At 65.3% G+C, this 23,702-nt stretch carries 27 protein-coding genes and 1 riboswitch; of the genes, 17 read left to right on the top strand and 10 right to left on the bottom strand.

Annotated elements, in window-relative coordinates; all coding sequences use genetic code 11:
- Nucleotides 1-40: 40 nt before the first annotated feature.
- From VOM14_RS25975 to VOM14_RS25965, 3 genes are all read right to left on the bottom strand, one after another.
- Complete coding sequence (locus VOM14_RS25975) at nucleotides 41-1,306, bottom strand: D-amino acid dehydrogenase (protein ID WP_327631625.1); 1,266 nt, start codon at nucleotides 1,304-1,306, stop codon at nucleotides 41-43.
- A 31-nt stretch (nucleotides 1,307-1,337) separates the two neighbouring features.
- A complete protein-coding gene (locus tag VOM14_RS25970; protein ID WP_327631624.1) occupies nucleotides 1,338-2,597 on the bottom strand; it encodes an MFS transporter in 1,260 nt (419 codons plus the stop codon).
- 125 nt (nucleotides 2,598-2,722) lie between these two features.
- Nucleotides 2,723-2,923 carry a hypothetical protein gene (locus VOM14_RS25965; protein WP_327631623.1) on the bottom strand — a complete coding sequence of 67 codons (201 nt, stop codon included), beginning with the start codon at nucleotides 2,921-2,923 and terminating at the stop codon, nucleotides 2,723-2,725.
- A gap of 21 nt (nucleotides 2,924-2,944) precedes the next feature.
- Here VOM14_RS25965 and VOM14_RS25960 point away from each other — a divergent pair, with 21 nt between their 5' ends.
- Nucleotides 2,945-3,889, top strand: a complete 945-nt coding sequence (locus VOM14_RS25960; protein ID WP_327631622.1) for a tyrosine-protein phosphatase — start codon at nucleotides 2,945-2,947, stop codon at nucleotides 3,887-3,889.
- Nucleotides 3,890-4,051: 162 nt separating this feature from the next.
- Here the strand turns inward: VOM14_RS25960 and VOM14_RS25955 are convergent, their stop codons facing one another.
- A complete protein-coding gene (locus VOM14_RS25955; RefSeq protein WP_327631621.1) occupies nucleotides 4,052-5,410 on the bottom strand; it encodes an ATP-binding protein in 1,359 nt (452 codons plus the stop codon).
- Nucleotides 5,407-6,147 carry a response regulator gene (locus VOM14_RS25950; protein WP_327631620.1) on the bottom strand — a complete coding sequence of 247 codons (741 nt, stop codon included), beginning with the start codon at nucleotides 6,145-6,147 and terminating at the stop codon, nucleotides 5,407-5,409. Before VOM14_RS25950 ends, VOM14_RS25955 begins: the two co-directional genes overlap by 4 nt.
- Before the next feature lie 415 nt (nucleotides 6,148-6,562).
- Between VOM14_RS25950 and VOM14_RS25945 the strand changes: the two genes are divergently transcribed.
- From VOM14_RS25945 to VOM14_RS25930, 4 genes are read left to right on the top strand one after another with little or no spacing between them, the layout of a single operon-like run.
- The gene (locus VOM14_RS25945; protein WP_327631619.1) at nucleotides 6,563-6,754 is read left to right on the top strand and encodes a hypothetical protein; all 192 of its coding nucleotides are present in this window, start codon (nucleotides 6,563-6,565) and stop codon (nucleotides 6,752-6,754) included.
- An 18-nt stretch (nucleotides 6,755-6,772) separates the two neighbouring features.
- Complete coding sequence (locus tag VOM14_RS25940) at nucleotides 6,773-6,967, top strand: DUF6726 family protein (RefSeq protein WP_327631618.1); 195 nt, start codon at nucleotides 6,773-6,775, stop codon at nucleotides 6,965-6,967.
- A gap of 3 nt (nucleotides 6,968-6,970) precedes the next feature.
- Nucleotides 6,971-7,702: a hypothetical protein gene (locus VOM14_RS25935; RefSeq protein WP_327631617.1), complete on the top strand. Its 732-nt coding sequence runs from the start codon at nucleotides 6,971-6,973 to the stop codon at nucleotides 7,700-7,702.
- A 52-nt stretch (nucleotides 7,703-7,754) separates the two neighbouring features.
- Entirely contained in the window at nucleotides 7,755-8,435 is a 681-nt protein-coding gene (locus VOM14_RS25930) for a flagellar basal body L-ring protein FlgH (RefSeq protein ID WP_327631616.1), read from the top strand.
- A gap of 27 nt (nucleotides 8,436-8,462) precedes the next feature.
- Here VOM14_RS25930 and VOM14_RS25925 read toward each other — a convergent pair whose 3' ends face one another.
- The 5 genes from VOM14_RS25925 to VOM14_RS25905 all read right to left on the bottom strand — a co-directional run bounded on the left by VOM14_RS25925 (nucleotide 8,463) and on the right by VOM14_RS25905 (nucleotide 13,222).
- On the bottom strand, nucleotides 8,463-9,206 hold the full coding sequence (locus VOM14_RS25925) for a response regulator (RefSeq protein WP_327631615.1): 744 nt from the start codon (nucleotides 9,204-9,206) through the stop codon (nucleotides 8,463-8,465).
- A gap of 91 nt (nucleotides 9,207-9,297) precedes the next feature.
- Nucleotides 9,298-9,876 carry a hypothetical protein gene (locus tag VOM14_RS25920; RefSeq protein WP_327631614.1) on the bottom strand — a complete coding sequence of 193 codons (579 nt, stop codon included), beginning with the start codon at nucleotides 9,874-9,876 and terminating at the stop codon, nucleotides 9,298-9,300.
- A 145-nt stretch (nucleotides 9,877-10,021) separates the two neighbouring features.
- On the bottom strand, nucleotides 10,022-10,483 hold the full coding sequence (locus VOM14_RS25915; RefSeq protein WP_327631613.1) for a hypothetical protein: 462 nt from the start codon (nucleotides 10,481-10,483) through the stop codon (nucleotides 10,022-10,024).
- A 190-nt stretch (nucleotides 10,484-10,673) separates the two neighbouring features.
- On the bottom strand, nucleotides 10,674-11,474 hold the full coding sequence (locus VOM14_RS25910; RefSeq protein ID WP_327631612.1) for an SDR family NAD(P)-dependent oxidoreductase: 801 nt from the start codon (nucleotides 11,472-11,474) through the stop codon (nucleotides 10,674-10,676).
- Nucleotides 11,471-13,222 carry an ABC transporter ATP-binding protein/permease gene (locus VOM14_RS25905; RefSeq protein ID WP_327631611.1) on the bottom strand — a complete coding sequence of 584 codons (1,752 nt, stop codon included), beginning with the start codon at nucleotides 13,220-13,222 and terminating at the stop codon, nucleotides 11,471-11,473. The genes VOM14_RS25910 and VOM14_RS25905 overlap by 4 nt, the downstream gene beginning before the upstream one ends.
- A gap of 350 nt (nucleotides 13,223-13,572) precedes the next feature.
- Nucleotides 13,573-13,696: riboswitch (TPP riboswitch) on the top strand.
- Nucleotides 13,697-13,914: 218 nt separating this feature from the next.
- Between VOM14_RS25905 and VOM14_RS25900 the strand changes: the two genes are divergently transcribed.
- The 12 genes from VOM14_RS25900 (at nucleotide 13,915) to VOM14_RS25845 (ending at nucleotide 23,691) form a co-directional block, all read left to right on the top strand.
- Complete coding sequence (locus tag VOM14_RS25900; RefSeq protein WP_327631610.1) at nucleotides 13,915-15,045, top strand: FAD-dependent oxidoreductase; 1,131 nt, start codon at nucleotides 13,915-13,917, stop codon at nucleotides 15,043-15,045.
- 69 nt (nucleotides 15,046-15,114) lie between these two features.
- Nucleotides 15,115-15,312, top strand: coding sequence for a sulfur carrier protein ThiS (gene thiS / locus VOM14_RS25895; RefSeq protein WP_327631609.1), 198 nt, complete (start codon nucleotides 15,115-15,117; stop codon nucleotides 15,310-15,312).
- Between the two features lie 33 nt (nucleotides 15,313-15,345).
- Nucleotides 15,346-16,161 carry a thiazole synthase gene (locus tag VOM14_RS25890; RefSeq protein ID WP_327631608.1) on the top strand — a complete coding sequence of 272 codons (816 nt, stop codon included), beginning with the start codon at nucleotides 15,346-15,348 and terminating at the stop codon, nucleotides 16,159-16,161.
- The gene (gene thiE, locus VOM14_RS25885) at nucleotides 16,158-17,282 is read left to right on the top strand and encodes a thiamine phosphate synthase (protein ID WP_327631607.1); all 1,125 of its coding nucleotides are present in this window, start codon (nucleotides 16,158-16,160) and stop codon (nucleotides 17,280-17,282) included. Before VOM14_RS25890 ends, thiE begins: the two co-directional genes overlap by 4 nt.
- Nucleotides 17,283-17,375: 93 nt before the next feature.
- Complete coding sequence (locus VOM14_RS25880) at nucleotides 17,376-18,197, top strand: ABC transporter ATP-binding protein (protein WP_327631606.1); 822 nt, start codon at nucleotides 17,376-17,378, stop codon at nucleotides 18,195-18,197.
- 8 nt (nucleotides 18,198-18,205) lie between these two features.
- Nucleotides 18,206-18,973 carry a lipid asymmetry maintenance ABC transporter permease subunit MlaE gene (gene mlaE, locus VOM14_RS25875; protein WP_327631663.1) on the top strand — a complete coding sequence of 256 codons (768 nt, stop codon included), beginning with the start codon at nucleotides 18,206-18,208 and terminating at the stop codon, nucleotides 18,971-18,973.
- A gap of 88 nt (nucleotides 18,974-19,061) precedes the next feature.
- Nucleotides 19,062-19,634 carry an outer membrane lipid asymmetry maintenance protein MlaD gene (mlaD, locus tag VOM14_RS25870; protein ID WP_327631605.1) on the top strand — a complete coding sequence of 191 codons (573 nt, stop codon included), beginning with the start codon at nucleotides 19,062-19,064 and terminating at the stop codon, nucleotides 19,632-19,634.
- Nucleotides 19,635-19,645: 11 nt separating this feature from the next.
- The gene (locus VOM14_RS25865) at nucleotides 19,646-20,710 is read left to right on the top strand and encodes an MlaA family lipoprotein (RefSeq protein WP_327631604.1); all 1,065 of its coding nucleotides are present in this window, start codon (nucleotides 19,646-19,648) and stop codon (nucleotides 20,708-20,710) included.
- Nucleotides 20,711-20,824: 114 nt separating this feature from the next.
- Entirely contained in the window at nucleotides 20,825-21,457 is a 633-nt protein-coding gene (locus tag VOM14_RS25860) for an MlaC/ttg2D family ABC transporter substrate-binding protein (protein WP_327631603.1), read from the top strand.
- Complete coding sequence (locus VOM14_RS25855) at nucleotides 21,454-21,747, top strand: STAS domain-containing protein (RefSeq protein ID WP_327631602.1); 294 nt, start codon at nucleotides 21,454-21,456, stop codon at nucleotides 21,745-21,747. Before VOM14_RS25860 ends, VOM14_RS25855 begins: the two co-directional genes overlap by 4 nt.
- Nucleotides 21,748-21,997: 250 nt before the next feature.
- Nucleotides 21,998-22,930: an ABC transporter ATP-binding protein gene (locus tag VOM14_RS25850; protein WP_327631601.1), complete on the top strand. Its 933-nt coding sequence runs from the start codon at nucleotides 21,998-22,000 to the stop codon at nucleotides 22,928-22,930.
- Entirely contained in the window at nucleotides 22,927-23,691 is a 765-nt protein-coding gene (locus VOM14_RS25845; protein ID WP_327631600.1) for an ABC transporter permease, read from the top strand. Before VOM14_RS25850 ends, VOM14_RS25845 begins: the two co-directional genes overlap by 4 nt.
- Nucleotides 23,692-23,702: the final 11 nt, after the last annotated feature.

The raw sequence follows: 23,702 nt of genomic DNA, 5'->3' as shown, positions 1-23,702 counted from the left end.
TGACCCGGCTTTTTAATGTCCGCCTTTTTGACGCCGCGTTTCACTTCCCGTAACGCGCCAGCGTCAGCCCGTCGAGATCGATCTCCAGTTTGCGCTGCGTGATCAGATCCGCGACCACGCGCCCCGAACCCATCGACATCGCCCAGCCGGTCGAACCGTGTCCCAGATTCAGCCACAAGTTGCCGATGCCCGACGGCCCGAGCAACGGCGCGCCGTCGGGCGTCATCGGACGGCGGCCCACCCAGAAATGCGCGGACGCCGGACTCGCGGCTTGCGGAAACCAGTCGCTCAATACCTTCATCAGCGTCTGCAAAGCCTGCTCGCGCAGGGTGGTGTGCCGGCTGCCCAACTCCGCCGTGCCGGCCACGCGCAGGTTGTTGCCGAAGCGCGTGATCGCGGTCTTCAGCGACTCGTCCATCAGCGCGGCGCGCGGCGCTTTTTCATCGTCGATGACGGGCAGCGTCGCCGAATATCCCTTGACCGGATACAGCGGCACCTTCACGCCGAGCGGCGCAAGCAGCGCCGCGCTGTCGACGCCCAGCGCCACCACCACGCAATCCGCCGGCAAGCTCTCGCGGCCGCGCTCGCTTTCGACGCGCACCGCGCGCACGGCGCCGCCTTGCACATCGAGCGAGGTCACGCGCGTGTCGAAGCGAAACTGCACGTCGTTGCGCTGGCAGATCGCGCGGAGTTCGCGAGTGAAGTGCGCGCAATCGCCGGCTTCATCGTCGGGAAGATAGAGGCCGGACACCGGCGCCGCGCGCGCCCAGCGCAAGCCGGGTTCGATTTCGGCGCACTGCGCGGCGCTTACTTCGCGGTGGACGATGCCCGCGTCGCGCAGCACGGCCAGCGCGGGCTGCGCCAGCTCGACGTCGAACTCGCTGCGAAAGAGTTGCAGATAGCCTTGGCTGCGCCCGTAATCGAACGGATGACGGTTGCGGAATTCGTGCAGGCACGCGCGGCTGTAATAGGCAATGCGCTGCATCCGCTGCTTGTTGACGCGAAATCGTTCGAGGTCGCATTCGCGCAGCCAACGCGCGATCCAGCGCCATTGAGCCGGATCGAGCGTGGGACGGAAAATCAGCGGCGACGCCGGCTTGAACAGGTATTTGAGAATCTTCGCGGGCATGCCGGGCGCGGCCCACGGCGTCACATAGCCGGGCGCGATCACGCCGGCGTTGCCGAAGCTGGTGGCGAGCGCGACGTCCGGCTCGCGCTCGACCAGCGTGACCTCGCAGCCTTGCTGGCGCAGATAGAAAGCGGTGGCGACGCCAATGACGCCACCCCCCAGAACAATCGTTTTCATGTGCTTATAGGACGGCAAAACAGCGGCAAGGTCAGGCGGTGGTGCGGGCCGTGCCGAGCACCTTGCCCTTCGTTTCGGGCAGGCACAGCGCGGCGACGATCACGAGCAGATAACCCGATCCGGCGACAATGCCCATGGCCTTCACGAGCGACATGCCCTGCGCAAGCGTGCCGACCAGAATCGGAAAGAACGAGCCGAAGCCGCGCCCGAGGTTGTAGCAGAAGCCTTGGCCCGAGCCGCGAATCGCGTTCGGATAAAGCTCCGACAGATAAGCGCCCACGCCCGCGAAAATGCCTTGCACGACGATGCCCAGTGGAAAGCCGAGCGCGAGCATCATGCCGTCGGTGATCGGCAGCATGGTGTAGACCATGCCGAGCACGAACGAGCCGATCGCGAACAGCACGAACGACGCGCGCCGGCCAATCCTGTCGCACAGAATCGCGCCGACGATATAGCCGGTGAACGAGCCGACGATCAACACGATCAGATACCCGCTCGTGTTGAATACCGACAGATGCCGCACGGTCTTCAGATACGTGGGCAGCCATGTGGTGATCGCGTAATAGCCGCCGAGCATGCCGGTGCACAGCACGCTGCCGAGCAGGGTGGTGCGCAGATGCGCTCCCGAGAAAATCTGCAGGAAGTGCGCGGTTTCGAAGCCGCGCTCGCGCGCGCGGCGCGTCTCCAGATAGATCTCCGGGTCGCTGACATTGCGGCGGATATAAATGATCCACGCCGCCGGCAGCAGGCCGATCCAGAAACACGCGCGCCACGCGTACTGCTCCGGCAGCAGCGCGAAAAACGCCCAATAGACGATGGCCGCCGCCGCCCAGCCGAACGACCAGCTACTCTGCACGGTGCCCACGGCTTTCGCGCGATGCTGCGGCGAGCGGATCGTCTCCGCCATCATGATCGTCACGACCGACCATTCGCCGCCGAAGCCAATGCCTTGCAGCGTGCGCGTGGCGAGCAGTTGCCAGAACGAATGCGTGAAGCCCGACAGGAAAGTGAACAGCGCGAAGGTGGCGATCGTCCACTGCAGCACGCGGATGCGGCCGTAGCGATCGGCCAGAATGCCGGCGAGCCAGCCGCCCAGCGCCGACGAGATCAGCGAACTGGTGGCGATCATGCCCGCTTCGCTTTTGGTCATGCCCCACGTCGCGATCAGCGTCGGAATGAGGAACGAGTAGATCATGAAGTCGAACGCGTCGACCGCGTAACCGCCGAAACCGGCGTAAAGCGTGCGGCGTTCCCGCTGCGTCAGTTCGGTGAACCATTGGAGCGAGGGCATGTTTTCTTGTGTTCTCCTGGCTTTTTTGCGTGCCGGCTGGCTTGTGCAGGGTTTTTCTATTCTACGGGGACGAGGCTTCGTGCGGCCACTCGTGGTCAAAATTGGCAGGAAACGGTAAGCAGCCGCTAGCAGAAGAAATCCCGAAGAAAGGGATTCGACTGTCCGCCGATCACGGCTCGCGCGCTAAAGCCGCGCGGCAGCGGGAAAGTGGGCGAAAGCCGTTTCTTACCAACTACTACCCCGTAACCCCAAAAATATTGAACACCGTTAAACTGCGCGCGCAGCGCATAGGCTGCACGTTTTTTACGCACATTTGTGCCTGCCACGTCCAATCGCTCAATCGACCCATGCCCGTCACCGCGAAAACCTGCCCGGCACCTTCCCGCCACCTTGCATGCACGTCCGTCCTGGCGAGCCAGTTCGCGGCATGCCCGTCGCGGCGGACGTTTTTGAAGCGCTCCGCCAGCGTTTTGCTGGTCTCGGGCGTGAGCAGTCCGTTGCTCACCGCGTGTGGCGGCGGCAATCTCGACAGCGAGCAGGGCGAGACGCCGCGCCTCGCATCCGTCGAAAATTTTCGCGATGTGGGCGGCGCGGCCGCCGGCTATCCGACCGTCGACGGCAAGCAGATGCGTCGCGGCGTGTTCTTTCGCGCGAACGTGCTAACGCTCAGCGTGGCGGATCAGACCGCCCTGGAAAAACTCGGCGTGGCGAGCGTCTACGATCTGCGCACGCCTGGCGAGATTGCGCGCACGGGCGACATCCTGCCGCGCGGCGCGGTTTCGCAGACGCTGAATGTTCTGGGCGTGCGCGACTTCGTTGCGCCGGCATTCGATTCGGCCGCGGCCGCCGTCGCGTTCATGGCGTCGCAGGCACGCGATTACGTGACGGGCGGCGCGCAGCGCGCGAGCTTCGGCGCGTTGCTGCGCCAGATCGCCGATGGCGCGGGCGTGCAGCTTTTCCATTCGAGCGCGGGGAAGGATCGCGCCGGCTGGGTCGCGGCGCTGTTGCAAAGCATTGCGAATGTGCCGCTCGACGTCATCATGCAGGACTATCTGCTGAGCAACGTCTATCTCGCGCAGACAATCCGCTCGCAGAAGGCGACGTTGCGCGCGCAGGACGGCGACGCGCTGGCCGCGATTCAGGAGCCGATGCTCGGCGTTCAGGAAGGTTTTCTGCAAGCGGGCTTCGATCAGGTGCAGGCGAGCTACGGCACGATGACGCGCTACCTGACGCAAGGGCTTGGCGTTTCCGAATCGACCATCGACAGTTTGCGCAGCCAGCTTGTGATCTGAGCGCGGTCCAAAAAAATCCGCCCCGAATATGCGGGCGGACGAGAAAGGGCGGCATCGAGGTTGCCGGGCTCACTATAAAACCGCGCGCCACGCAAAAGCCGATTCAGTAAGGCCGGGTAAGCGCATTGGCCGCGTCGTTCGTTCGCGGCTGCAACCCGCGTTTCACGCCGACGCCGATGCCGACGCCGACGTGACCGGCAACTCGATACACACTTCCAGTCCGCCTTGCGCATGATTGCGCACGTGACAACGTCCGCCGCGATCGTGCGCGAGCCGCGCGACGATCGCGAGCCCCAGCCCGCAATGGCCTTCGCCGCCGCGCGCCGCGTCGAGCCGCACGAACGGCTTCATGGCCGCCGCGATGCGCTCGTCGGGAATGCCCGCGCCATGATCGCGCACGCTGATGAGCCAATGTCCGTTGCTGCGCGATGTGGAAATATCGACGGGCGGCGCGCCATGTTCCAAAGCGTTGTCGACGAGGTTCGTCACGAGCCGGTCGAGCAGCGTGCGCGGCAGCGTAAATTGGGCGCCAGCGCGCAGATCGAGCGCGAATAGCGGTGTTTCGAGCGACGCTTCGCCGGCGTTGTCGGTGGCGTTGTCGGTGGCGTTGTCGCTGGCAATGCCGGTGGCAATGTCGTCCGCGCTGTCGGTGGCGGAAAATTGCTCGCGCAGAAATTCGTCGACTTTGACCGGCGGACCGGCGTCGGCGGATTGGCCGGCGAATTCGAGAAACTGCTGGACGATGTTGGTCAGCGAATCCACATCGCGAATCAGGCCCGCGCGCTCGCTTTGCGCGACCAGCACGCTCGCACGCAGCTTCAGGCGCGTGAGCGGCGCCTTCAGATCGTGCGCGACGCCGGCGAGCATCACGGCCTGATCGTCGCCGGCTTCATTCAGGCGACGCATCATGTCGTTGAACGAACCGATCAGATCGCGCAGTTCGCGCGGACCTTGCACCGTGACAGGCTCGGGCCGGCCGCCCGAACCGAACGCGCGCGCGGCGTCGGCGACACGCGAGAGCGGACGCTGCATCTGCCAGACGGCGAACAGCGACAGAATCAGCGCGGCGGCCAGCATCGAAACGGATTCGATCAGAAAGCGCGGCGGCGGCGGCAGATCGACCGGCAGCACCACCCAGTTGGATTTGCCGGGAAACAGCACCCACAACTGCGGCGGACGCAGGTTGTCCACGGCGATCTGAGTGCCGGGCGGCAGCGTGTCGCGCAGATGCCGCGCCAACTCGACGACGAGATGGTCCGTCGGTTCGTGCAGATGGACGCTCGGCGGCATGTTCCAGGTCGGCACGAGATGCACGCGCATGGCGGGCGCAAGCGCCGCGCCCTTGATCGGCTCGCCGTTCACGGCTTGCAGGACCAGCACGACGCCGCGCGCATAGCCGTCGATTTCATGACGCGGCGGCTGCATCACCACGAGGACGAACCAACCGGCCTGAATCGCCAATAGCACCGCCGTCGAGAGCAACGCCATTCGGCCGAATAGCGTGTTCAGCGGGTTTCTCATGCGCTCGAGGCGGCCTCGTCGGAGAAGGGCGTGCCGTCCGCGTCGGGCACGAAGACATAGCCCTTGCCGCGCACCGTTTGCACGTAGCACGGATTGGAGGGATCGTCTTCGATCACGCGGCGCAGACGCCAGATCGGCACGTCGAGGCTGCGGTCGCGGAAGGCGAGATTGTCGCGATGCACGAGATCGTGAATCAGCACGCGCGACAGCACCTTATAAGGATTGTTGACGAAGATCTTCAGGAGCGCGAACTCACTGTCGCGCAACGGCAGCTTCGTCTCGGCGCGCGACAGCGACCGCGTTGCGAAGTCCAGCTCGAACGGGCCGAACTTATACGGCTTGCGGGCCTCGGGGGCGCTCGTGGTGGACGGGCCGCGGCGCCTCAGCACCGTGTGGATGCGCGCGAGCAGCTCGCGCGGATCGAAGGGTTTGGTCAGATAGTCGTCCGCGCCGAGCGAGAGCCCGACGATGCGGTCGGCCACCGTACCGCGCGCGGTCACGAAGATCACCGGAATGTCGTCGCCGGCGGCACGCAGCGCGGTGAGCGCGCGCAGGCCGTCGGTGTTCGGCATCATGATGTCGAGCACGACGACCGATGGCCGTTCGCGTTCGAGCCGCCGCTGGAGGTGGGTGCCGTCATGCAGCACTGACGCATCGAAGCCGTTCGACTGCAAGAACTTGCAAAGCAGATCGCGTACGACCGGATCGTCGTCGACGATAAGGACCTGTGGATTCATGGCGAAATTCTAGACTGGCTCGCGCGACGCACGGCCGACTGTTTTCTTACCAATGCTTACCCGGCGCCGCGAGAATTCGGCGCAAGTCCGCGTAAGGCCCGTCACCCAAGGCTCACCGCATATTTCAGCGCTGCCATATCTGGCACGCGGAGCACGGCGTCGAACTGGATTCGCGTCGATCGCGCCGCTTTCCGGAAAGATATGGCGCGCGATGGCAAGCGCTGGAAATCACTCGAAAGCAGTCGTAAGAACCGGCGAAAAGCGCGCTTTTCTTCGTGCATTGCAGAGACCTCGGCGGCGGGATGATTCGTCCTGCAATACGTTGCGCCGCATGCGGCAGAGCCTGACACGCAGGGCCTGGCCGTGGCGGCGCGAGAACGAAATCAGCCGTACCCGGCGCCATGCGAGGCTCATCATGACCGTTCCAAGCAACCTCAATCCCACCCGATTTTCTTCGATCGCCTCCGCCAAAGCGGCGGAGAAACCGCCCGCCTCGACCAGCACCGCGAATGCGGGCGGCGCCGTGCAAACCAAAGGCTCGGCGACGCCGCAGCAGCCTTCGATTCCCGCGGGGCTCGTCGGTCATCACGTCAACACGACGGCTTGAAGTATCGAGGCCCGTGTGTTGACTCAGAGAATCCTTAAACGCTTCACCCGCGCCGCTGCGTGGCTCGCGCTCGGCGCGGCGCTCCTGCCGTTCGGCGGCTGCGCCGTGGTCGCGCTGCCGTGCCGGCTGACGTCGGCGACGCTGAAAATCATTCCGGTCGTCGGCCATGCCGCGGCCACGCCGTTCGACATGTGTTCATCCGCGATCGACTGAATCATGACACCCACACGGATTGCCTGCGCGTTGGCGCTGCTGTGCGGCACGTTCTCGCCGGGCGTGCCGGCGCAGCCGGTGGCGCGCGAAGCGAGCGCGGCGAATGCCGGGACCGCATCGAAAGACGTTTTCGCCGACGCGCGCCGGCGCGCGCAGGACACGCCGTTTGCGTTTCGCGGCATCGCGCTCGGCATCACGCTCGACGAATTCCGCGCCGGCTCGAAGGTGCGCGCGACGCCGCCCGGCAGCGTGCCCGTGTGCGAGACGGACGTGCAGGCGGGCGCGCTCGGCATGCGGCTGAAGTCGCACGAGAGCCTGACCCTCGCGTGCCGCTGGGCTCATCGCGACGACCGCGGTTGGGCGCTGTCGCAGGCGGTGGTGGACGGCACGCCCGCCGCCGAGCACGTGCTGCGCTTTGCCCGCATGCAGGGGCACGGCGAAGGACAAAGCCCGCTGCGCCTCTACGAGATTTCTTTCGTGATCGACGAAGTCACCGCCGAAGATCTGCGCGACGCGCTCGCGGACCGCTATGGGCCGCCGCGTCACGCGACACAGAACGTGGCGTCGCCGGGCGCGGTGCCGGTTTACGTGTGGGAAAACGCGGTTAGCTCGATCACGCTGTGTTTCCTGGCGGGCACGCACAACGGCACGCTGACCTATCTGCTGAAGGGCTCGGACGCCTGGGCCAGATCCGTCGTGCGGCAATGGCAGGCAAGCGATGCCGACGCCGGTTGAGATGCGCGTGGGGCGCGTGAAGATGAGGCCGATCCGGCCATGGAGTCGAACAATGGCTACGCTACGTTTTTCCGCCGCACTGGGCGCGGCGGCCTGTCTGTCGGTTTGTCTTTCCGGTTGCGTCAGCGGGCAGAAATCGATCGTCGAAACGCCGATGGCGCCGCCGCTCGTGGCCGCTCCGCTGAACGTCAACACGCAGGGCGCGATCTATCAGGCGGGCACTTTGATGGTGCTGTACGAGACGCCGCGCGCGCAGCATATCGGCGACGTGCTGACGATCCGCCTGTCGGAGTCGTACAGCGGCAACAACAGTTCGACGGCGGCTGCGAGCCGCGCGAGCAGCATTACCGCCGACGCCGCCGATCACTCGAGCGGCGCGGCCGCGCGGCTCGCGAGACTCTTCAACGTCGGCTCGGCGAGCACGGAATACAAAGGACAGGGCAGCCTCACCGACATCAGCGGCATGACCGGCACACTCGCCGTCACCGTGATCGGCACGATGCCCACCGGCAATCTCGTGGTGTCGGGCGAAAAGGTGATTTCCATGAGCGGCAACCGCGACCGTCTGCGGCTGTCGGGCGTCGTGAATCCTAAGGATATCGAAGCAGGCAATTACGTCGCGTCGAGCAAGGTGGCGAATGCGCGCATCGAGCAGGCCGGCGTCGGCATGGTGTCCGACGCCACGACCATGGGCTGGCTGCAAAGAATGTTTCTGAGCGTGCTGACTTTCTGACGCGCCGGCTTTGCGGCGCCCGAGCGCTTATTGCGCGAGCGCGCCTGGGCCGCGCTCGGCCGCGCCGATTTCGCCGTCCGGCACGAACACGTAGCCGCGTCCCCAGACGGTTTGCACATAGCGCGGTTCCGACGGATCGACTTCGATCAGCCTGCGCAAGCGCCAGATCGATACATCGAGACTGCGATTGCGATGCGCCTCGCTATTGCCGTGCAGTTTTTCCAGCAGTTGCGCGCGCGTGAGCACTGTCATGGCATGCGTGACGAAGACCTTCAGCATCGCGAATTCGCTCGAACGCAGTGCGATGCGCTCGCCGTCGCGGCGCAATTCGCGCGCTGGAAAATTGACTTCGAAGCGGCCGAAGCGATACGGCGCGCGCTGTTCCGGCGCGCTCGGCGCAATCGAGCCGCGACGCCGCAGCACCGTGCGAATGCGCGCGACCAGTTCGCTCGGCTCGAACGGCTTGCCGAGATAGTCGTCGGCGCCGAGTTCGAGGCCGATCACGCGGTCGATCGGGTCCGCGCGCGCGGTGAGCAGAATGACGGGAATATCGTCGCCCGCCACGCGCAACGCGCGCAGCGCGCTGATGCCGTCAAGCTCCGGCATCATGATGTCGAGCACGACCAGCGCGGGACGCTCGTCCTGCAACTTGCGTTGAAGCCCCATGCCATGTTCGAGGGTGGCGACCTTGAAGCCGCGCCCTTCGAGATATTGGCTGACAAGTTGACGGACGACGGGGTCGTCGTCGACGACCAGAATGGATTGGTTCATTCGGGCCATCTTAGTGATCCGTGCGGGCGAGGCAAAGCGGCTAACGCTTTCCAATCCTTTCCCAGGTAAGAGAAAGCAATGAGACGCGCCGCTAATCCGCTTGCGAGGTCTGAATGGTCTGCAACGTCGGGCGGCTGAAGTCGGTTTGATCGACCACCATTTTGTCGATCAGTCCGTTGAGCTTGGTCGATGCCGACGAGAAGCGGTCAGTGTTCAAGCCGCCCGTCTGGTAGCGCGCGGTGACGAGAATTCGGCCATCCTGCACGAGCGTCAAGTCGATGATCGACAGGTACTGGACCGGCTCGTCACTGAACGAGCGCCGGCCATAGTCGATCGCGGCGTTGTACACGAGACGCGCCTCGCAACCGGCGGGCGAGGTGCCGGGATTGTAGACATCCGAACGAATGCCGCGGTGCCCGAGCGCGAGTTGCAAGGCCGGCACGAAATCGCCGACCGATACCGTCTGATTCACTTCGATGCACACATGACGCACGTCTGCGGGACGGCCGTTCACGAAGGTCGGCGACGAATAGTTCGCCGCGATCGCATAGCCGGCCTGGATCACGGAGCCGGTGGCGTCGGCGGCCTGGATCAGTGTCCACGCGCAACCGTTCAGGCCGAAGACGAGCGTCGCGCAGGCCATGAGCCGGGCGCGCGGCCGCCGCGACATGACCCACGCCGCCCGTGGGGCTCGCGTGAAAGCGTTAGCGCGCGAGCGAGGCACGAAGGGCGTGAAGGTCATGAAGGTCATGAAGCAGAGCCGGGTGCCGGTGAGGAAGCAACGGAATGCAAGGGAACGCGCATCGTCCTCGCGCTTAGCGCGTGACGCGCAGACGCAATTCGTTTTGTCCTTGAACGCTGGCGGTGACGTTCACGCGACGTTCGGCCGTCGTCACGATGAAGTGCTGGCGCGTCGGCGTATTCACGTCGTGCACGACGTTCGGGAAGCAGGCCGCGATGTCCGCGCCGATTTCTTCGAGCGGATCGTTGACGACGCCGTCGGCTTGCCAGTGCGCGCGCCAGTGGCAATCGTACGCATGCGCGTTCGCGCGGCAGTCTTCCGCGCCGGCCTGGCCCGGCAGTTGAGCGGCGGACCGCGTGTGCAACTGTTTAAAGTCGGACGCTTCGACGATGTGCTTCAGTGCAGGGCACACGTCCGCCGGCTCGTTCGGCGGCGTGGCTTGCGCGGCGTGCGCGGCGCTCGTGACGAGCAAGGCTGCGCCGAGACCGAGCACGAGGCGGTGAATCAGAGGATGAGAGCGGCGATCGAGTGACATGTGCGAGAGTCCGTTAGCAGTGGATGGCGTGCAGGCCGCAGGGAAACGGCGCCGCACGACTATCGTCGCTGTTGCAGACTCTTTTCAAAGGGCGGAAAAGCTTGCCCGCTTCGCAAATGCTTTCTAACTGTTCACGCGCATTTCCGGATGTTGCTGACGTTGCTGACCTTGCGGACCTTCGGCGCGCTGCCTAACCCAACGTCAATCCGCCGTCGACGTGAATCACCTGACCGGTGATATGGCGCGCGTCGTCGGACAGCAGAAACGCGATCAGCGCGGCAATATCCGCGGGCTCGGCGACGTGGCCGAGCGGCGTCGATTCCGCGGCGCGCGTCCACACTGCGGCGTTCTCAGCGCTCGGGCCGCGATCCTTGCGCGTATAGCCGGGCGCCACGCAATTCACGGTCACGCCATGCCGCGCGAGTTCCGCGGCCGCCGTTTTTGCGAGCGATTCGAGCGCTGCTTTCGCCGCCGCAGTCGCGGCAAACGGCGTGTCCGCGCGATAGCGGTGCGCGACGAACGAACTGAGCGCAACCACGCGGCCGCGTCTCGACGTTTCCAATGCGGGTGTCGCGCGTTTGACGAGCGCCGCGAAGGCGGCGGGCATGGCCGAGAACGAGTCGTTCAACGCATCCGGGTCCAGCGCCTGGAACGTTTGACGCTGCGCGTGGCCCGCGTTGGCGACGAGTTGATCGAGCGCGCCGAAGTTCGCGAGCGTTTGATGCACGACGTGTTCGGCGGCGCCGCGCTCGGCGAAGTCGCCGAACACAGTCGCGCAGGTCGCGCCGTTCGCGCTGCAATCGGCGGCGACTTGCGTGAGGCGCTCGCGCGACGCCTGATCCGCGCCGCGCGCGTGCAGCATCAGCGCAGTGCGCGGCGCGGCGATGCGCCGGGCGAGCGCCGCGCCGATGCCGGAGCCCGCGCCCGTGATCAGCACCACGCGCTCGAAAGCCTCGCTGCTGGCGTTGTCCACGTCGCTTTCGGTAGTCATGCCGCGACGGCCTCGCCGGCACGCTCGACGTCGAGTGTTTCGTCATGGAACGCCGCGAGCGACTCGCGATGCGCGACGCTGACAATCGCCGCCTTCGGCAGGCGCTCGGTGAAGAGGCGATAGAGACGCGCTTCGTTTTCGGCGTCGAGTGCGCTGGTGGCTTCGTCGAGGAACAGATAGTCCGGCTTGTGCAGCAGCACGCGCGCGGCGGCGAGTCGTTGCTGCTCGCCGGGCGACAGCATGCGCGTCCAGTGTCCGGATTCTTGCAGACGATCCGCATATTCCGACAGATGACAGATGACGAGCGCTTCGCGGTATTCGTCGTCGGTGTAGGTGTCGGCTGCGGACGGATAGGCAAGCGCCGCCTTCAGCGTGCCGATCGGCATGTAGCTGACTTGCGGAATGAACATCATGCGGGCGTTGACGGGCGCGTCGATGGAGCCGTCGCCGAATGGCCACAAGCCGGCGAGCGCGCGCATCAGCGTGCTCTTTCCCGAGCCCGACACGCCGCGCACGAGCCAGCGCGAGCCGGGATGAATCACGATATCGCGGATGCGCGACAGCGGGCTGCCGTTCGGCAGCGCGAGCTGGAGGCCGTCGGTGGAAAGCTTGTCGGCATCGACGAAATGCAGGTTGATGCCGCCGTGCTCGGTGGCCGGCGAGACCGATTCCTTCAGACGCGGCGCATGCACGACGCGCTTGAATTCGCGCAACCGGTTGACGGTGGCGCGCCACTCGACAAGCGTGGAGTAACTGTTGATGAACCACGAAAACGAATCGCTGACGGTGCCGAACGCGCTGGAAATCTGCATCAGCACGCCGAACGTGAAGGCGCCGGCGAAGTAGCGCGGCGCGGCGACCACGAGCGGGAAGATGATCGCAATCTGGCCATAGAAGCTCAGCACGAATGTGAGCCGCTTGGTGTACTTCATGACCTGCCACCAGTTGTCGCGGATGCGGCCGAACAGCGTGTGCGCGTTGTGCTTCTCCGTGTCCATGCCGTTGTAGAACGCGATCTGCTCGGCGTTCTCACGCAGACGAATCAGGCCGAAACGGAAATCCGCCTCGACTTTCTGCGCCTGATAATTGATCGGCACGAGCGGATGGCCGACTTTCTGGATCACGAGCGATCCGACCACCGCGTACAGCGCGGCGGCCCACACCATGTAGCCCGGAATGTGCAGCGGCATGCCGCCGAGCGTGATGGTCAGCGCGCCGGCGAGCGACCACAGGATCGTGATGAACGACACCAGCGTGACGACGGTGGACAGCAAATCGAGCGTGAGGGACAGCGTGCTGGTGGCGAAGGATTGCAGGTCGTCGCTGATCCGCTGGTCGGGGTTGTCGGCGAGACGGTCGCGTTCGATCCGGTAGAACGCGCTGTCGTGCAGCCATTCGTTCAGATAGCGCGTGGTGAGCCACTGGCGCCAGCGGAAGCCGAGCATCTGCCGCAAATATCGGCCATACACCGCGAGGATGATGAAACCGAACGCGAGCCCGGAAAAGATCATCAGGAGATGCGGGAAGTCATGCACGTTCTTGGTTTGCAGCGCGTTGTAGAAGTCCGCGCTCCAGCGGTTCAGGCGGACGTTGATCCACACCACCATGAGATTCATCACGATGATCGCGATGAGCAGCCCCCATGCTGTTTTCCGTTCTTCGGAGACCCAGTAGGGCTTGATCAGGCTCCACGCGGAGACTTTCTCGTCGGGCGGCAGCGCGGGGCTGACTGAAGTGTTCGTTGTCATGAGCGTCCTGAAGAAATGTCGACCCGTCCGGGGGCGGGCCCATTCGGGAAGGCGTCCACGGCGGGGTGGTCGTGCGCGGGCGGGCGCGGCGCGCGACACATCCGACGCAATCGAGACCCGGCGGGCGAACGCCGATTCTGGCGCGCAGCCCTTAAGCCAGAATTAATTATCGCCGCATGCGCCGTGGTTTATGTCGCCAAACGCCGCGTTTTGGCGGCATCTTCTGCTGGCATTGTGCCAGAGCGCCGCATCGGCCCCTATCGGACAAAAGGTGGTGCCGGATCAAGACCCGCGCGACACGGCGAGCCGCTCGTTTGCGAGCGCCGCGCCTTTTATGGTCTAATGACCTTTCGACGAAACAGGGGTGCTTCGCACTTGAGCGGCGTGATTTTCACACTGCGGCAGCGAGGCTGAGAGAGACCCTTTGCACCCGATCCGGGTAATACCGGCGCGGGAAGTTTCCGGAAGCAGCAGTCTTCCATTCCCCGCCGGGCGGCGTACTTCATAGAAGCACGCACATTGCCTGGCCGGCCTGACCCGCCGGTTTCGTCCTGGGTACGCGCTTCTTGCTGGCCGTACGGAAAGGACTCGATGACCGCCTATTCTTCAGTTATGTGTTTTTCTCCCTGTCACGTCGCCCGTGGCGCGCGCGGCTTTGCTTTTGCCGGTCGCATGGGCTCGGAGCGCACGCCATGACCCGTGCCGCGCAACCCGATTTCGCCGTGCTCGGCGGCGGCCTGTGCGGACGTCTGGTCGCCTGGCGGCTCGCGGGGCTCGGGCATCGTGTGGCGCTGTATGAGCGCGGCGACGCAGCCGGTTCGCAGGCCGCCGCGTGGGTCGCCGCCGCCATGCTCGCGCCGCTCGCCGAGGCCGCCAGTGCCGAACTCCTGATCACGCGGCTGGGCGCGACGTCGCTCGATACCTGGCCGCAAGTGCTGGCCGAGTTGCCCGAACCGGTGTTTTTTCAGCGCAATGGCACGCTCGTCGTGTGGCATCACGCCGATCGCACCGAGGCGCCGCTGTTCGAGCGGCGCGTGCGCTCCAATGCGCCGGCCGAGTTGCTGGACGGCGGCTTCGTGACGCTGGCCGGCGCGCAGCTCGGCGCCGCCGAGCCCGCGCTGGCGGGGCGCTTCAACCAGGGCTGGCTGCTGCCGCGCGAAGGCCAGCTGGACAACCGCCAGGTGCTTCGCGCGCTGGCGGCGGGTCTCGCGCAGCGCGGCGTGGAAACGCACTGGAATACACCTATCGACGACCGCGCGCTGCCGTCGGCGCGCGTCACCATCGACTGCCGGGGTCTCGGCGCCAAGCCCGTGCTGTCCACGCTGCGCGGCATTCGCGGCGAAGTCGCCCGCGTGCACGCGCCGGGCATCGAGCTGACGCGGCCGGTGCGGCTTCTGCATCCGCGCTACCCGTTGTATATCGCGCCGAAGCAGGACGACCTCTATGTGATCGGCGCCACCGAAGTGGAAGGCGAGGACATGTCGCCCGTCAGCGTGCGCTCGGCGCTGGAGTTGCTGAGCGCGGCGTTTTCGGTGCATCCCGGCTTTGGCGAGGCGCGCATCCTCGAACTGAATTCGCAGTGCCGCCCGACGTTGCCGGATCACCGGCCCGCGTTGCTGTGGGACGGCGCGCAAACCCTGCGGGTGAACGGGCTTTACCGGCACGGCTACATGATCGTGCCCGAAGTCGCCGACGAAGCCGTGCGCTTCGCCGCGGCGCTGCTCGACGGGCGCATCGGCGACGCCGACGCGTGCGCGGACTGGCGGCGCGGCGCGCGCTGGAGCGAGCTTTTCCAGCAGGACTGCGCGCGGGAGCCGGCATGAGCGCCGCGGCGTGGAGCGGCGCCTTGGGCGCTCGCGTTTTAGCCATCGATTGAACCGTATTCGAACACCATGGACATTCATATCAATCAGAAGCCGTTGTCGCTGCCCGACGGCGCGACTGTCGCCGATGCACTCGCCGCGTACGGCGCGCGTCCGCCGTTCGCGGTCGCGCTGAACGGCGATTTCGTCGCGCGCACGCAGCATGCGGCGCGCGCGCTGCAGCCGGGCGACAAGCTCGATGTCGTGCAACCCGTGGCCGGCGGCTAAGCGCCACGCCTTGCCGGAGAACCCATGATGCAAATGACTTCCTCCCAAACCGCCGACGCGCTCACGCTCTACGGCCAATCTTTCGCGAGCCGCGTGCTGCTCGGCACGTCGCGCTATCCGTCGCTGCAGTCGCTGTCCGATTCGATCGACGCGGCGCGGCCCGGCATGGTGACCGTCGCGCTGCGCCGGCAGATGAACGAAGGCGGCGCCGAAGCCGGCTTCTTCGATCTGCTCAAGCGCCACGGCGTGCCGCTGCTGCCGAACACGGCCGGCTGCCTGACCGTCGGCGAGGCGGTGGCGACCGCGCACATGGCGCGCGAAATTTTCGAAACGGAGTGGATCAAGCTCGAACTGATCGGCGACGACTACACGTTGCAGCCCGATCCGGTCGGCCTGATCGAAGCCGCCGCGAAGCTCGTCAAGGACGGCTTCAAGGTACTGCCCTACTGCACGGAAGACCTCGTGATTGGCCGCCGTCTGCTGGATGCCGGTTGCGAAGCGCTGATGCCGTGGGGCGCGCCGATCGGCACCGGCAAGGGCGTGATCAATCCGTACGGGCTGCGCGTGCTGCGCGAGCGGCTGCCGGACGTGCCGTTGATCGTCGATGCCGGGCTCGGCGTGCCGTCGCATGCCGCTCAGGTCATGGAGTGGGGTTTCGACGGCGTGCTGCTGAACACCGCCGTGTCGCAGGCCACGCATCCGGAGGCGATGGCGCGCGCGTTCGCGCTCGGCGTCGAGGCTGGCCGTCAGGCGTTCCTCGCGGGACCGATGGCCGCGCGCGAAAGCGCGCACGCGAGCACGCCGGTGGTCGGCATGCCGTTCTGGCACCAAGACGGGAGCGCCGTATGACGCAGACTCTGACTTTGAAAGACCGCGACCTGTTCTGGCCGCCCGCCGACGAACTCACCGAGGCGACCGAGCGGATTCGCGCGAGCCTCGGCGACTGGCCGCCCACGCACGCGCCGTGGCGCATTTGCCTGACCGCGCCCGATGAACCGAACGGCGGCGATCTGATCGTCGTCGCCGAAGCCGACGCCGCCCGGCATGGCGAGCAGGCGGCGCGCTGGCTGGTGCGGGGCGCGGCGGTGGTGGAAGCCGCCGAGAACAAGGCCGCGCTGCATCTGGGCGGCGAAACGTATCGGCTGGAAGGGCATCTCGCCGAAGACTGGATTCCCGCTCTGGCCGCGTTTCTGGACTGCGGCTTTGATCCGCACGACGCGCTCGTGCTGGCGCTCGCCTGGCGCGACGGCGACGAAACCCGCCGCGACGCCAACGCAGCCGGCGACGCATTCCCGTCCGATCTCGCGACGTTCCCGCGCCTAGCCGGTTTGCCGCAAGCGCCCGCACAGGCGTTCCCGCGCTGCCCGGAGCGGCTCGGGCTGTATCCGGTGCTGCCGAGCGCGGAGTGGGTCGAGCGGGTGGTCGGCTTTGGCGTGAAAACGGTGCAGCTGCGCCGCAAGTCCGCCCATCCTGCCGATGAACTGCAACGCGAAATCGCCCGCTGCGTGGCGGCCGGGCGGCAACACGACGCGCAGGTTTTCATCAACGATCACTGGCAGGCGGCGCTCGTGGCGGGCGCCTACGGCGTGCATCTCGGGCAGGAAGACGTGCACACGGCGGATCTGTCGGCGCTCGCCGCGGCGGGCATCCGGCTCGGCCTGTCGACGCACGGTTTCTACGAGATTCTGAAGGCGCTGCACTTTCGACCGAGCTACATCGCGCTGGGCGCGGTGTTTCCGACCACGACCAAGGTCATGCCCACGGCGCCGCAGGGTCTCAAGCGCCTCGTCCGCTACGTCAGGCTGCTGGACGGCGTGGTGCCGCTCGTGGCGATCGGCGGAATTGATTTGCAGGTGTTGCCCGACGTGCTGGCGACCGGCGTGGGTTGCGCGGCGGTGGTGCGCGCGGTGACGGAAGCGGCGGACCCCGCTGCCGCCGTTTCCGCGCTGCAACAAGCGTTTACGCAATAATCGTCACGAATCGTCAAGGACAGGGCACCTCACGGCAACTTTTGCATGATGGCCCTATAATTCGGCCTTCCGTGTAAAAGGACTGTCAGTTCCGTGTCTTCCTCATCCGAGACCTTACTCGAGCTGCGCGACGTCGACTTCGGTTACGGCGACCGGCTCGTCCTGTCGAACCTGAACCTGCGCTTCAAGCGCGGCCAGGTGGTCGCGGTCATGGGCGGTTCGGGCTGCGGCAAAACCACGGTGCTGCGGCTGATCGGCGGCCTCGTGCGCGCTCAGCGCGGCGAGATTTTGTTCGGCGGCGAAAATATCGGGGCGCAAACGCGCGAAGGTCTTTATGCGCTGCGCCGCAAAATGGGCATGCTGTTCCAGTTCGGCGCGCTTTTCACCGACATGTCGGTGTTCGAAAACGTTGCCTTCGCGCTGCGTGAGCACACGGAATTGCCCGAAGAACTCATTCGCGATCTCGTGCTGATGAAGCTCAACGCGGTCGGACTGCGCGGCGCGCGCGACCTGCTGCCCTCCGAGATTTCGGGCGGCATGGCGCGGCGCGTGGCGCTTGCGCGCGCCATTGCGCTCGATCCCGAGCTGATGATGTACGACGAGCCGTTCGCCGGCCTCGATCCCATCTCGCTCGGCATCACGGCAAACCTGATCCGTGCGTTGAACCAGGCGCTCGGCGCGACGTCGATTCTCGTCACGCACGATGTGCCGGAGTCGTTCGCCATCGCCGATTACGTCTATTTCCTCGCCAACGGCGGCGTCCACGCCGAGGGCACGCCCGCGCAGCTGCGCGCGTCGACGGACCCGACGGTGCGGCAGTTCATCGACGGCGCGCCGGACGGCCCGTTCAAATTCCACTATCCGAGCCAGACGCCGCTGGCGGCGGACTTCGGCATCGGCGGAGGTCAGTCATGATCGGCTCATTGATCACCTCGGTCGGCCGCTCGGTGCTCGACGGGCTCGGCACCGCCGGCTACGCCACGCGCTTTTTCTTCCGCCTGCTGTTCGAATTTTTCCCGTTGCTGCGCCGTCCGCGCCTTGTCACGAAGCAGATCCACTTCGTGGGTAATTATTCGCTGGTGATCATTGCCGTGTCGGGGCTGTTCGTCGGCTTCGTGCTCGGCCTGCAAGGGTATTACACGCTGAATCGCTACGGTTCGGAGCAGGCGCTCGGCCTCCTGGTCGCGCTTTCGCTCGTGCGCGAACTGGGGCCGGTGGTTACCGCGTTGCTGTTCGCGGGCCGCGCGGGCACGTCGCTCACCGCCGAAATCGGCTTGATGAAAGCCGGCGAACAGCTGACCGCCATGGAAATGATGGCGGTCGACCCGGTCAAGGTCGTCGTCGCGCCGCGCCTGTGGGCCGGCATCATTTCGATGCCGATTCTGGCCGCGATTTTCAGCGCGATCGGCATTGCGGGCGGTTATGTGGTCGGCGTGGTGCTGATCGGCGTCGACGCCGGCGCGTTCTGGTCGCAAATGCAAGGCGGCGTGGATGTCTGGCGCGATGTCGGCGCGGGCGTCGTCAAGAGCGTGGTGTTCGGCCTTGCCGTGACGTTCGTGGCGCTGTTTCAGGGCTACGAAGCCCGGCCGACGCCGGAAGGCGTGTCGCGCGCCACGACGAAAACGGTCGTGTATGCGTCGCTCGCGGTGCTCGGCCTCGATTTTCTGCTGACCGCACTGATGTTCAGCTAGGACCGCGTTGCGTGTGGCCCGCAGCGGCGCCTCGCTGGCCGCGCGCGGCGGCATGACGGCGGCGCGGCGGATTCACTTTAGGATGACGATGAAAAAGACTGCTCTCGACTTCTGGGTCGGCCTGTTCGTGGTGTTGGGTTTCGTGGCGTTGCTGTTTCTCGCGCTCAAGGCGGGCAACATGAGTTCGCTGTCGTTCCAGGCAACATATCCGGTCAAACTCAAATTCGACAATATCGGCGGATTGAAGGCGCGCGCGCCCGTGAAGAGCGCGGGCGTGACGGTGGGCCGCGTCGGTTCGATCGGCTTCGACAGCAACGCATATCAAGCCGTTGTCACGATCGATATCGACAAGCAGTATCAGTTTCCGAAAGACACGTCGGCAAAGATCCTGACCTCGGGTCTGCTCGGCGAGCAATATATTGGGCTGGAGCCGGGCGGCGACTCGGAAATGCTCAAGGCTGGCGACACGATTTCCATGACGCAATCGGCGATCGTGCTGGAAAACCTCATTGGGCAGTTCCTCTACAGCAAAGCAGCTGATTCGGGCGCGGCCAAGCCGGACAGCGGTGCGGCGGCTGCACCTGCGCCTGCCCCCGCGCCTGCGGCGGTTGCGCCGGCGCCGGCGGCGGCTCAGCCGGCTTCCGGCTCGGCCGGTCAATAAGGAGAACAACAATGCAGACCTCACGCACGGCAGGCGAGCGCGCCTTCCGGGTCGCCAGACTGGCCGTCGCGGCGGCGGCGCTCGCCGGCTGCACGACGGTGCAGACGCCGACCAAAGGCGATCCGCTCGAGGGCCTGAACCGCACGATCTTCACGGTCAACGACAAGCTCGACCAGTACGCGCTGAAGCCCGTCGCCAAGGGCTACGTGTTCATCACGCCGCAGCCGGTGCGCGACAGCGTGACGAACTTCTTCTCGAATATCGGTGACGTCTACATCGCCGCCAACAACCTGCTGCAGCTGAAAATCACCGACGGCGTTGAAGACATCATGCGGATCGTGATCAACACGGTCTTCGGCGTCGGCGGTCTGTTCGACGTGGCGACGCTCGCGAAGCTGCCCAAGCACGACAACGACCTCGGTCTGACGCTCGGCCACTACGGCGTGCCTGCGGGGCCGTATCTGGTGCTGCCGCTGTTCGGCCCGAGCACGGTGCGCGACGCGGTCGGCTCGCTCGGCAATTACTATGTGAACCCGCTCAGCTATGTCGATCCGCCCGGCTTGAGCTGGGCGTTGTACGGCCTGAACATCGTCAACACGCGCGCGAATCTGCTGAATGCGAGCGACGTGCTGGAAGGCGCCGCGCTCGACAAATACTCTTTTGTGCGTAACGCGTATCTGCAACGCCGTCAGTATTTGTTGTCCGACGGCAAGCAGTCGCAGGCATTGCCGAATTACGGCGACGAAGCGCCGCCGCCGAAATACGAAGACGTCGAGGGCGAGGCGGCCGGTGCGCCGGCTGGCGCGGCGACGGGAACGGCGGGTGCTGCGGCAACGGGTGGCGCAGCGGCCAAGGCTTCGGGTACTCCGGCCGCACCCGGTGCGAGTGTCGCGACGCCGCCGCAGCCCGCTTCGGCACCTGAAGCGGCGAGCAACGCCGCGGCGCCGCAAGCGGCTTCCGGCAGCGCGGAAACCCCGCCGATCGACATGAACGGCGGCCCGGAAACCACGCAGATTCCGGCTGGCCAATTGGTGCCGCCGGCGCGGTTCAACTTTCCGTCATTCAAATTGCGTTGATGGTACGGCCGTAACAGATCGATACGACTCTCGCAGTTTGCGCATGGATTGCCGCTGAACTCGCGTGTTAATGTCGCCTCAAACGGTTGCACTATTTTTAAGGCAAGGCTCGATATGAAAAAATTCTTCCTGATTCCGTTGTTTGCCGTGCTGTTCTCTTTCGCAAGTGCTGGTGCATCGGCACAAAGCGTGGACTCCAGCGCACCAGACGTTCTCATCAAGACGGTCACCCAGCAGGTGATCGACGCGGTGCGCGCCGACAAGTCGATCCAGCAGGGCGACATTTCGCACATCACGCAACTCGTCAACCAGAAAATCCTGCCGTACACGGACTTCCGCCGCACCACGCAACTGGCGATGGGCCGCAACTGGCGCACCGCCACGCCCGAGCAGCAAGCTCAGGTCGTGGAGCAGTTCAAGATGCTGCTGATCCGCACGTATTCGGGCGCGCTCGCCCAGGTGCGCGACCAGCAGATCCAGTACAAGCCGTTCCGCATGAACCCGGACGACACCGACACGGTGGTGCGCTCGGTCGTGATGAACAACGGCTCGCCGATCGAGCTCGACTACCGTCTGTACAAGACGCAGCAAGGCTGGCGCGTGTATGACATCAACGTGCTCGGCGCATGGCTGATCCAGGCTTATCAGCAGCAGTTCAACGAGCAGATCCAGCAGAAGGGCGTGGACGGGCTGATCCAGTTCCTCACGCAGCGCAACCAGCAACTCGCCGCGGGCAAGCAGTCGTGAGCGAAGTGCTGAGCCCCGTCGCCAATCGCTTCGCGAGCGGCACGACGCTGACCCACGCGAGCGCGAAAGCTGCGCTCGTGGCGGGTCTGGAGCGGATCGCGGCGGGCGCGGGCGGTGTGGATTGCGCGCCGCTCACGCAGTTCGATTCGTCCGCGCTGGCCGTCCTCCTCGCGTGGCAGCGGGCCGCCCAGGCCCGTGGCGCCTCGTTCGAGATCTTCAATCTGCCGGCTGGCCTCGCCAGTCTCGCGCAAGCTTACGGCGTGGGCGCCTTGATTGGTCACCGGAGTTAGCGCGTTCGCGCTGAGTCCGCTTCCATGCAGCATGCTTGCTGCCCGGCGCGACATCGAAGCTCGCCCAATGCTTCCCGCGCGTCGCTCCCCCACCCTTGCTACTGAGATAGGGCCAATGGTTTTTGCCCTATAATCAAACGTTTTTTGGGGCCCGGTTTCGGTATTTCGCCGACCCCAATTCCGTCCTTTCCAGCATTTGTGCGCCCGCCCAGGGCTTCTTTGAGCGCCGCGACGCACGCGGCGCACTGTCATGTCAGCCATAGAAATTCGTAACGTCAAGAAGCGCTACAAGGACTTGCAGGCGCTCAAGGGCGTCAGCCTCACGGTGGAAGAAGGCGAGTTCTTCGGGCTGCTCGGTCCGAACGGCGCGGGCAAGACAACGCTCATCAGCATTCTCGCGGGCCTCGCGCGCGCGGACGAAGGCAGCATCGCCGTGCGCGGCCACGATGTTGTCGGCGATTTCCGCTCGGCTCGCCGCGCGTTGGGCGTCGTGCCGCAGGAACTGGTGTTCGATCCCTTCTTCACCGTGCGCGAAACCTTGCGCATCCAGTCCGGCTATTACGGACTGCGCAACAACGACGCGTGGATCGACGAGATCATGGCCAACCTCGATCTCACCGAGAAGGCCGACGCCAATATGCGCGCGCTGTCGGGCGGCATGAAGCGCCGCGTGCTAGTCGCGCAGGCGCTGGTGCATCGGCCCCCCGTGATCGTGCTGGACGAGCCGACCGCGGGCGTCGACGTGGAACTGCGCCAAACGCTGTGGAAGTTCATCTCGCGCCTGAATCGCGAAGGCCACACGATCGTGCTGACCACGCACTATCTGGAAGAAGCCGAATCGCTGTGCGATCGCATCGCCATGCTGCGTCGCGGCGAGGTAGTGGCGCTCGATCGCACGAGCACGCTGCTGCAACGGTTCGCAGGCATGCAACTGTTCGTGCGCTTTGCCCAAGGCGTGCTCCCGGCGGAACTGCGGCCGCTCGAAGCCGAGGGCGGCGCGGGCAACGGCCACGGCCGCCAGCATCTGCTGCGCCTCACGAGCTATGACGACGTCGAGAAAATCCTGGCTCAATGCCGCGCGGCGGGCTGCACATTCGAGGAAATCGAGGTCCGCAAAGCCGATCTCGAAGATGTTTTCGTTCAGGTGATGAACGGTCCAGAAGTGATCGAGGGGCTCGCATGACCGGCTATAGCGGTTTCGGCACGTTGTTCTATAAGGAAATCCTGCGCTTCTGGAAGGTGTCGTTCCAGACCGTGCTCGCGCCGATCATCACCGCGCTGCTGTATCTGACCATTTTCGGTCACGCGCTGCGCGACCATGTGCAGGTTTATCCGGGCGTCGAATACACGAGCTTCCTGATTCCGGGTCTCGTGATGATGAGCGTGTTGCAGAATGCGTTCGCGAACAGTTCGTCGTCGCTGATCCAGTCGAAAATCACCGGCAATCTGGTGTTCGTGCTGTTGCCGCCGCTGTCGCATTACGAGATGTTCGGCGCGTATGTGCTCGCGGCGGTCGCGCGCGGGCTCGCGGTCGGTTTCGGCGTGTTCATCGTGACGATCTGGTTCGTGCCGGTCAGTTTCAGCGCGCCGCTGTACATCGTTCTGTTCGCCATGTTCGGTGCGGCGATTCTCGGCACGCTCGGTCTGATCGCGGGCATCTGGGCCGAAAAGTTCGACCAGCTCGCGGCGTTCCAGAACTTTCTGATCATGCCGCTCACGTTTTTGTCGGGCGTGTTCTACTCCACGCATACGTTGCCGCCGGTGTGGCGCGAAGTGTCGCGGCTCAATCCCTTTTTCTACATGATCGACGGCTTTCGCTACGGCTTTTTCGGGATGTCGGATATCAATCCGCTCGTGAGCCTCGCGATCGTCGCCGGTTTTTTCGTGGTGCTGGCCGTGGTGGCGATGCGCATGCTCGCCACCGGCTACAAGCTGCGCCACTGACGAGGAGCTTC

Source organism: Paraburkholderia sp. MPAMCS5 (assembly GCF_036016995.1).
In the GTDB taxonomy this organism is placed as follows: Bacteria; Pseudomonadota; Gammaproteobacteria; order Burkholderiales; family Burkholderiaceae; genus Paraburkholderia.
This window is presented reverse-complemented; position numbering and strand designations above follow the sequence as displayed.

Coding starts and splice junctions, on each gene's coding strand:
- VOM14_RS25915 (WP_327631613.1), bottom strand. CDS start 10,483: ATGTCACTCGATCGCCGCTCTCATCCTCTGATTCACCGCCTCGTGCTC.
- VOM14_RS25900 (WP_327631610.1), top strand. CDS start 13,915: ATGACCCGTGCCGCGCAACCCGATTTCGCCGTGCTCGGCGGCGGCCTG.
- VOM14_RS25925 (WP_327631615.1), bottom strand. CDS start 9,206: ATGAACCAATCCATTCTGGTCGTCGACGACGACCCCGTCGTCCGTCAA.
- VOM14_RS25970 (WP_327631624.1), bottom strand. CDS start 2,597: ATGCCCTCGCTCCAATGGTTCACCGAACTGACGCAGCGGGAACGCCGC.
- VOM14_RS25950 (WP_327631620.1), bottom strand. CDS start 6,147: ATGAATCCACAGGTCCTTATCGTCGACGACGATCCGGTCGTACGCGAT.
- VOM14_RS25930 (WP_327631616.1), top strand. CDS start 7,755: ATGGCTACGCTACGTTTTTCCGCCGCACTGGGCGCGGCGGCCTGTCTG.
- VOM14_RS25850 (WP_327631601.1), top strand. CDS start 21,998: ATGTCAGCCATAGAAATTCGTAACGTCAAGAAGCGCTACAAGGACTTG.
- VOM14_RS25860 (WP_327631603.1), top strand. CDS start 20,825: ATGAAAAAATTCTTCCTGATTCCGTTGTTTGCCGTGCTGTTCTCTTTC.
- VOM14_RS25935 (WP_327631617.1), top strand. CDS start 6,971: ATGACACCCACACGGATTGCCTGCGCGTTGGCGCTGCTGTGCGGCACG.
- VOM14_RS25865 (WP_327631604.1), top strand. CDS start 19,646: ATGCAGACCTCACGCACGGCAGGCGAGCGCGCCTTCCGGGTCGCCAGA.
- thiS (WP_327631609.1), top strand. CDS start 15,115: ATGGACATTCATATCAATCAGAAGCCGTTGTCGCTGCCCGACGGCGCG.
- VOM14_RS25960 (WP_327631622.1), top strand. CDS start 2,945: ATGCCCGTCACCGCGAAAACCTGCCCGGCACCTTCCCGCCACCTTGCA.
- VOM14_RS25905 (WP_327631611.1), bottom strand. CDS start 13,222: ATGACAACGAACACTTCAGTCAGCCCCGCGCTGCCGCCCGACGAGAAA.
- thiE (WP_327631607.1), top strand. CDS start 16,158: ATGACGCAGACTCTGACTTTGAAAGACCGCGACCTGTTCTGGCCGCCC.
- VOM14_RS25945 (WP_327631619.1), top strand. CDS start 6,563: ATGACCGTTCCAAGCAACCTCAATCCCACCCGATTTTCTTCGATCGCC.
- VOM14_RS25910 (WP_327631612.1), bottom strand. CDS start 11,474: ATGACTACCGAAAGCGACGTGGACAACGCCAGCAGCGAGGCTTTCGAG.
- mlaD (WP_327631605.1), top strand. CDS start 19,062: ATGAAAAAGACTGCTCTCGACTTCTGGGTCGGCCTGTTCGTGGTGTTG.
- VOM14_RS25955 (WP_327631621.1), bottom strand. CDS start 5,410: ATGAGAAACCCGCTGAACACGCTATTCGGCCGAATGGCGTTGCTCTCG.
- VOM14_RS25975 (WP_327631625.1), bottom strand. CDS start 1,306: ATGAAAACGATTGTTCTGGGGGGTGGCGTCATTGGCGTCGCCACCGCT.
- VOM14_RS25845 (WP_327631600.1), top strand. CDS start 22,927: ATGACCGGCTATAGCGGTTTCGGCACGTTGTTCTATAAGGAAATCCTG.
- VOM14_RS25890 (WP_327631608.1), top strand. CDS start 15,346: ATGACTTCCTCCCAAACCGCCGACGCGCTCACGCTCTACGGCCAATCT.
- VOM14_RS25920 (WP_327631614.1), bottom strand. CDS start 9,876: ATGTCGCGGCGGCCGCGCGCCCGGCTCATGGCCTGCGCGACGCTCGTC.